General features: G+C 65.5%; 8 protein-coding genes. 3 read left to right on the top strand and 5 right to left on the bottom strand.

Annotated elements, in window-relative coordinates; all coding sequences use genetic code 11:
- Both B1A78_RS19320 and B1A78_RS19315 read right to left on the bottom strand, forming a co-directional pair.
- A partial coding sequence (locus tag B1A78_RS19320) for an alpha/beta fold hydrolase (protein WP_256839436.1) occupies nucleotides 1-239 on the bottom strand: 239 nt, incomplete at its 3' end.
- 25 nt (nucleotides 240-264) lie between these two features.
- Nucleotides 265-1,761: a 4-hydroxyphenylacetate 3-hydroxylase family protein gene (locus B1A78_RS19315; RefSeq protein ID WP_077148522.1), complete on the bottom strand. Its 1,497-nt coding sequence runs from the start codon at nucleotides 1,759-1,761 to the stop codon at nucleotides 265-267.
- A gap of 102 nt (nucleotides 1,762-1,863) precedes the next feature.
- On the opposite strand from B1A78_RS19315, the gene B1A78_RS19310 reads away from it, so the two are divergent.
- On the top strand, nucleotides 1,864-2,856 hold the full coding sequence (locus tag B1A78_RS19310) for an AraC family transcriptional regulator (RefSeq protein ID WP_077148521.1): 993 nt from the start codon (nucleotides 1,864-1,866) through the stop codon (nucleotides 2,854-2,856).
- A 163-nt stretch (nucleotides 2,857-3,019) separates the two neighbouring features.
- Nucleotides 3,020-4,030 carry a histone deacetylase family protein gene (locus B1A78_RS19305; protein WP_077148520.1) on the top strand — a complete coding sequence of 337 codons (1,011 nt, stop codon included), beginning with the start codon at nucleotides 3,020-3,022 and terminating at the stop codon, nucleotides 4,028-4,030.
- Here B1A78_RS19305 and B1A78_RS19300 read toward each other — a convergent pair.
- Nucleotides 4,027-4,416 carry a hypothetical protein gene (locus B1A78_RS19300; protein ID WP_077148519.1) on the bottom strand — a complete coding sequence of 130 codons (390 nt, stop codon included), beginning with the start codon at nucleotides 4,414-4,416 and terminating at the stop codon, nucleotides 4,027-4,029. The two genes, B1A78_RS19305 and B1A78_RS19300, sit on opposite strands and share 4 nt — an antisense overlap.
- A 167-nt stretch (nucleotides 4,417-4,583) precedes the next feature.
- Between B1A78_RS19300 and B1A78_RS19295 the strand changes: the two genes are divergently transcribed.
- A complete protein-coding gene (locus tag B1A78_RS19295) occupies nucleotides 4,584-6,374 on the top strand; it encodes an arylsulfatase (protein ID WP_256839432.1) in 1,791 nt (596 codons plus the stop codon).
- A gap of 93 nt (nucleotides 6,375-6,467) precedes the next feature.
- Here B1A78_RS19295 and B1A78_RS22385 read toward each other — a convergent pair whose 3' ends face one another.
- Both B1A78_RS22385 and B1A78_RS19290 read right to left on the bottom strand, forming a co-directional pair.
- Nucleotides 6,468-6,659 carry a hypothetical protein gene (locus tag B1A78_RS22385; protein WP_144037911.1) on the bottom strand — a complete coding sequence of 64 codons (192 nt, stop codon included), beginning with the start codon at nucleotides 6,657-6,659 and terminating at the stop codon, nucleotides 6,468-6,470.
- 103 nt (nucleotides 6,660-6,762) lie between these two features.
- Nucleotides 6,763-7,144 (bottom strand): SUMF1/EgtB/PvdO family nonheme iron enzyme (locus B1A78_RS19290; protein WP_144037910.1); only part of this gene is annotated, 382 nt, incomplete at its 5' end.

Here is a 7,144-nt window from a genome sequence, read left to right as displayed (position 1 = left end):
GTGCTGAGCAGCGCGAGGCCCGCCAGTCGTTCGGGCGCACGCGCGGCAATCGCCAGCGCGACATAGCCGCCCATCGAATGGCCCGCGAGCGCGAAGCGATCGGGCAACTCGGTAAGGATCGCCGCCGCCATAGCGTCGAGCGTCGCGCCGCGCGGCACGACGATGCGGTCAACGGGCATGCCGAGCCAACTCGCCTCATCGGTGGCGATGCCGCAGATCGCGATGACCGGAATATCCACGCCCTCTCCTCTCGCGGCGATGCTGCTATTCCTCGGCGATTCCCGCAAGGTCGCGCGCGAGGCTCTTCTTCTTCTCGACCTCCATGCCGCGCAATATCTGGATGCGCTGCGCCTGCGGCGAGCCCGCGCCGTGCATCGACTCGGTCAGGTAACCGACGGCGTTGCGGCCGAGGGTCATATTCTCGATCAGGCGCAGGATGCGCTGGCGATATTCGACCGGGACATTGTGCTTGCCCTTCATATATTTCTCGAGGATCGGGCCGATCGTCTCGTTCTTGAAGTCGGCATCCGAGGGCATCGTCACCATGATCCCTCCTGCCAGATCCTGCGCGAGGCGCGAGATTTCGTAGGGGAAGCGCGTGACATTGTGCTTGCAGACATTGGCGAGCATCGTGTCGTTCATATAGATCCCCGACGGCAGCGGCTTCGCTTCGTGGCTCGAAGCGATGGCGGAGGAATAGATGGTCTCGTTGAGATGCGTCATCTCGACGAGCTTGTCCTTGATGTGGCTCGCCGCCTCGGCGCCGTTGTAATCGGCGACCTGCGCCGCGGCGCCGACCATCACGTCGCCGAGCCCGGTTTTGCAGACGTAAGAGGCGCGATGGTATGAGGTGAAGCGCGCGACCATGTCCTGCGCAAACTCATATTCGCCGTCCATCAGCACATGTTCATGCGGGATGAAGACATTGTCGAAGACGACGAGCGTTTCCTGCCCGCCGAAGCGCGCATTGCCCTGGTCGATGTCGCCCGCCTCCATCGCGCGCGTGTCGCACGACTGGCGACCGTAGATATAGGTGATGCCCGCGGCGTCGCCGGGGACGAGGCCGACGATCGCGAAGTCGCGGTCGGCCTCGCCCATGTTCATCGTCGGCATCACGCAGATCCAGTGCGAGTTCAAACCGCCGGTCATATGCGCCTTGGCGCCGGTGACATAGACGCCCGCATCGGTGCGCTTGACGACGTGGAGGAACATGTCGGGGTCGGCCTGTTCGTGCGGGCGTTTCGAGCGGTCTCCCTTGGGATCGGTCATGCCGGCGCCGATGATGATGTTCGCGCGCTGGGCGTGCGCCATGAAGTCGAGGTAGCGCTGGTGGTAGGGCGTGCCGTGCTTCGCGTCGATGTCCCAGGTGATCGAGTGGAGCACGCTGATCGTGTCGAGCCCGGCGCAGCGCTGGAAGCAGGTGCCGGTGAGCTGGCCCATCTTGCGCTGCATGCGGTTCTTCATGACCAGATCCTGCGGCGAACCGACGATGTGGAGGAAGCGGTTCACCGGCGCGTCGATCAGGTCGCTGTGCGCGGTCGCGAGTTCGGGGGCGGCGAGCGCGAGGTCGTAAGTCATCTTGAGCGCGTTGATCGAGGGGCGGATGATCGGATGATCGACGGGTTCCTCGACGCGCTCGCCGAAGAGCCAGACTTCGACGCCGCGGCCGCGGAGCGAGGCGACATAGTCGTCGCCGGTGACGATGGGGGCGAAGCGCGACCAGCGGTCGGCGGCGCTTTCTTCGCGGGGGTGGATGGGCATGTGCAGTCTCCCGATGTTGTCGAAGGTGCCGCGTAGCGTGAGTTCGGCACCCGCAAACAGGGCATGACAGGCGAGGAAAACTCACCATAATGCGCAGCCATCATGGCGACGATCGACGGCTATTATTTCGGGGTGTGCACCAAAGGGGCCGAGCGCGCGGGGATGCGCGTCGACGATCTCGTCGCGGGGACGGGGCTGAACCCCGCGGATTTCGCGGTGCCCGGGTGGCGCGGGCCGGTCGAGGCGATGGCGCTGCTGGTGCGCCAGATCTGGGGCGCGCTGGGCGACGAATATATGGGCTATACCGAAAGATGCGTGCGGCCCGGAAGTTTCGCCTTTGCCTGCGAACTGGCGCTCGAGGGCGCCGATGTCGCCGACGGGCTCGCGCGCGCGGCGCGTTTCTATAATTTGCTGGGCGCCGGGATCGAGACGCGGATCGCGGCGACCGATGAAGGGCTTGCAGTCGATGTGCGTTTCGACCGGCCCGAGCTCGACCCCGACCATTATTTCAGCGAATTCTGGATGATCATCTGGCACCGGCTCGCCTGCTGGCTGGCGGGCGAGACGATCTCGCTGCTGGCCGCCGAGTTCGATTATCCGCGGCCGGACGCCTATTTCGAGGAGTTCAAATATCTCTTCCCCTGCCGCCATCGCTTCGGCGGCACGATCCGCCGGATCGTGATGGACGCGCATGCGCTGCACGCGCCGGTGCGGCGCAGCGCGACCGAACTGGAGGCGATGATCGCCGCCGCACCGCTCGGCATCATGACGATCCCCGCGAGCGACCTGAGCGTGGCGCGGCTGGTGCGGCAATATCTGACGCGCGGCCCCGACCTGACGCTGGACGAGCTGGCGCACGAGACCGCGCTGTCGCCGCACAAATTGCGCCGCCTGCTGCGCGAGGAAGGCACGACCTTGGCGACGATCCGCGAGAATGTGCGGCGCGACAAGGCGATGCGGCTGCTGGCGCGCGGCAATGCGACCGTCGAGGCGATCGCCGAGATGCTGGGCTATGCCGAGGCGCGGAGCTTTACGCGGGCGTTCCGGCAGTGGACCGGACGGTCGCCCTCGGCCTGGCGCGCGGGGACAGGGTGAAACGATAAAGGCCGAATAGGAGACGTTGGCCCGATGTTCCGGAGCATCGCGGGAAAATATGACCCATTCGCCCTGAGCTTGTCGAAGGGCCGTTCTTTCTTCCCGACATCCAAGATAAGAACGGTGCTTCGACAAGCTCAGCACGAACGGGTCCAGATTGGCCATGAAACTCTTTTTCGACGACCGGCAGGCGGCGCACGCGCCCACGCGCGAATTGCACAATGGCGAATTCGTCGCCTATGCCGAAAATGTCGAACGGTCGCGCTCGATCGTCGCGGCGCTGCGCGATTGGCAGCCGGTTCGCGATTTCGGCCGCGAGCCGCTGCTCGCGGTGCACGACGCCGATTATGTCGCCTTCCTCGAACGCGCTTATGACAGCTGGCTCGCCGCGGGGCGGACGGGCGATGCGATCGGTTACAGTTTTCCGGTGGTACGGCGCCGACCGCTGGCGTTCGACCGCATCGATGCCGAGATCGGCGCGTACAGCTTCGACGCCTCGACCCCGATCGCGGCGGGGACATGGGCTTCGGCCTATTGGTCGGCGCAATGCGCGCTGACCGCGCTCGACGCGCTGCGCGACGGCGCACTTCACGCCTTTGCGCTATGCCGCCCGCCGGGACATCATGCCGGGCGCGACTATATGGGCGGCTATTGCTACCTCAACAGCGCCGCGATCGCGGCGCGCCGGGCGCAGGCGCTGGGGCTCGGCCCGGTCGCGATCCTCGACGTCGACTATCATCATGGCAATGGCACACAGGACATCTTCTACGACGACGGCGACATCTTCTTCGCGTCGATCCATGCCGATCCGGTGACCGACTATCCCTTTTACTGGGGCCATGCCGACGAGCGCGGCGAAAGCGCCGGCGAAGGCGCGACGCTGAACCTGCCGCTGCCGCGCGGCACCGACGGCGCAGCCTATCGCCCGGCGCTCGAAGCGGCGCTGGGCGCGGTTTCGGATTGGGGCGCCCGCTGCCTGATCGTCTCGTTCGGTGCCGACACCTTCAGCGGCGATCCGATTTCGAGCTTCAAGCTCGAACGCGGCGATTATGGCGAGATGGCGTCGACGATATCGGGCCTGAACTTGCCGACGCTGATCGTGATGGAGGGCGGCTATGCCGTCGGCGATCTGGGCGCCAATGTCGCGGCGTTTCTGGCGGGGTTCGACCGCTAGCGGCGCTCCTCGCCTGCGATGGCGATCAGGATGCGGGTCGAGCAGAGCGCGCAGTCGAAGCTGCGCGCCGGGCCTTCGTCGATGGCGAGACAGCGTGGCAGCGCGTCGGCGCCGCGCAGCAGATTGGCGAGCAATTGTTCATCCTCCGACAGGCCCGCGGTCCAGCCGACCGAAAGACCGCGACCGAGCGCCTGTTCATAAAGGCCGAGCAGACTGTCGAAGGCGGCGGCGAGCATCGCGCCATGATCGCCCGCGAGCAGCGCGTGGAGCGGCGGCGCCGGGGCATCGCCCGCGTCGCGTGCGGTGCGCCAGCAGCGCGCGGCGGCGCTGACCAGATCGGCCCCGACCGGCGCGGCCGCCGCTTCGGTAATGACGATATGCTTCATGGCGGTGCCTTTCGCTTGGATGTCCCTCCGTGCCATATTTGCGAACGATTCGCAATAAGGATTTGCTGCGCATAAGCCCGCGATTGCGTTGCCCAATATATTGGCATATCATGTGTCAATATATTGGGAGGGGATTCGCTATGGGGGCCTATCGCATAAGGCGCGGAATGACGGCGCTGGTCGCGGCGCTGTTGCTGGCGCCGGCACAGGCGGCCCCGGCCCCCGCGCCCAACCCCTCTCCCAACCCGAAACATCCCAATATCGTCATCCTGCTCGCCGACGACTGGGGGTTCAGCGACGTGGGGTCGTTCGGCGCCGAATTTGCGACGCCCAACATCGACGCGCTTGCCTATGCCGGCATGCGCTTTTCGAACTTCCATGTCGCGGGGTCGTGCTCGCCGACGCGCGCGATGCTGCAGACCGGAGTGATGAACCACCGCAACGGGCTCGGCAACATGCCCGAGACGATCCCCGACGCGCATCGCGGCCGGCCCGGGTACGACACGGTGATGAACCACCGCGTCGTGACGCTGGGCGACCTGTTCGGCGCCGCGGGGTACAACACCTATCTCACCGGCAAATGGCACCTCGGCAGCGATGCGACGCGCCTGCCCGAAGCGCGCGGCTATAATCGCGCCTTCAGCCTCGCCGATGCGGGCGCCGACAATTTCGAGCAGCGCCCGATCGAGGGCATGTACGACACCGCCGCCTGGACCGAGAATGGCAAGCCCGCGACGCTGCCGAAGAATTTCTATTCGTCGACCTTCGTCACCCAGAAGATGATCGATTATATCGACGCCGACCGCGCGAGCGGCAAACCCTTCCTCGCGTCGATCAACTTCCTCGCCAATCATATCCCGGTGCAGGCGCCCGACAGCGACATCGCGCGCTATGCGGCGCTGTACAAGGACGGCTGGACGAAGCTGCGCGAGGCGCGGGCGAAGCGCGCGGCGGCGCTGGGCATCGTGCCCGCGGGCGCGCCGATGGTGACGATGGCGACCACCCCCGACTGGGCGAAGCTCGACGTCGAGGAGCGCGCAGCCGCGGTGCGCGTGATGCAGGCCTATGCGGGCATGGCGACCGCGATGGACCGCGAGGTCGGGCGGCTGGTCGCGCATCTGAAGGCGATCGGCCAATATGAGAACACGATCTTCGTCTTCCTGTCGGACAATGGCGCCGAGCCGATCGATCCGTACAGCCGCACGCGCAACCGGCTGTTCCTCAACATGCAGTACGACACATCGACCGCGAACATCGGGCGGCGCGGCAGCTTTGCGGCGATCGGTCCGGGCTGGGCGAGCGCGGCTTCGTCACCGCTGGCGGGATACAAATTCAGCGCGACCGAGGGCGGGCTGCGCGTGCCGCTGATCGTCAGTTGGCCGGGCAATCCGAAGATCCGCGCCGGGGCGGTGAACGGCGGGCTTGCGCATGTCACCGACATCCTGCCGACGCTCGCCGAGCTCGCGGGAGTCGCCGACCATGGCGGCCGCTGGAAGGGCAAGGCGGTCGAGCCGGTCACCGGGCGCAGCCTCGTCCCCATGTTGGGCGGCGCGCCAGGCAGCGTCCATGGCGACGATCCGCTGGGCTATGAACTGTCGGGCAACAGTGCGCTGTTCCGCGGCGATTACAAGCTGGTGCGCAACCTGCCGCCGACCGGCGACGGGAGCTGGCGGCTCTATGATCTGAAGAATGATCCGGGCGAGACGAAGGACCTGACGGCGGCAATGCCTGACCGCTTCGCCGCGATGATGGCTGATTACCGCGCCTATGCGAAGGCGAATGGCGTGCTCGACATGCCCGCGGGCTATACCGCCGACGAACAGATCAACGCCTATGCGTGGAAGCAGCAGGGCAGGAAGCGTGCGATCCAGGCCGGGCTGTGGCTGGGCGGCGGGATCGCGGCGATTGTGGGGTTGCTGTGGTGGTGGCGACGGCGAAAGCGGCGGGCGCAAGGGTAGCGGTTTGGGGTGACGCCTGCTTTGGGGTAGGAACCGGCGATTTCAACGCCTGGATATGACCTGCCCTTTATCCGGCAGAGACCTTGATCACAATTAGCGGGCTGCCACGGAAGTTTTGTTGCGTAGATAGCGCGACCAAAAATAAGAAATCGCGAAAATCAATCCGGCCAACATGCCTGCATTGCCTGCGGTTTCGAAGTTCCAAACGTAATAGCACAGATAGAAAGCAAGTGACGCCCCCAGAGCCATTTTGCTGAAGTTTTCAAGACGTTCTATCCAAGCCATAGCGATGCTCCTCCAGTTCCTATTGTAGGATTTTCCGTGGCATCCGCAATCGCTCGTTTCTCGCCATTCGTGATCCCGGATCAAGTCCACGGTGACGGTGATATCAAGGTTGCGTTTCCTGCACCGCTGGCGCCGGGCGGGCCGTGTCGATCAGGCGGAAGCCGATATGGTCGGTGCCCAAGGAGCGTTCCTGGAACTGGCGCGCGGCGGGGCGGTAGCGGGCGCAGTAATTGGCGGCGCAGAGGAAGCTGCCGCCCTTGATGACATTATTCTCGCCCCCGGCCTTTGCCGTCGTCCATTCCCAGACATTGCCGATCAGGTCGTGGACGCCGTGGCTGTCGGCGGCAAAACAGGCGACGGGGGCGCGGCTGGTGAAGCCGTCGGTGCCCATGTCGCGCACGGGGAAGACGCCCTGATAATAGTTCGCCTGCGGCTTGCCGTCGACGATCGGGACGTTGCGGTCGGCACCACCGGTCGCGGCGGCG

This window comes from Sphingopyxis sp. KK2 (genome assembly GCF_001990265.1).
Classification (GTDB): Bacteria; Pseudomonadota; Alphaproteobacteria; order Sphingomonadales; family Sphingomonadaceae; genus Sphingopyxis.
The sequence above is the reverse complement of the archived record's forward strand: the minus strand, read 5'-3'. Positions and strand labels throughout refer to the sequence as shown.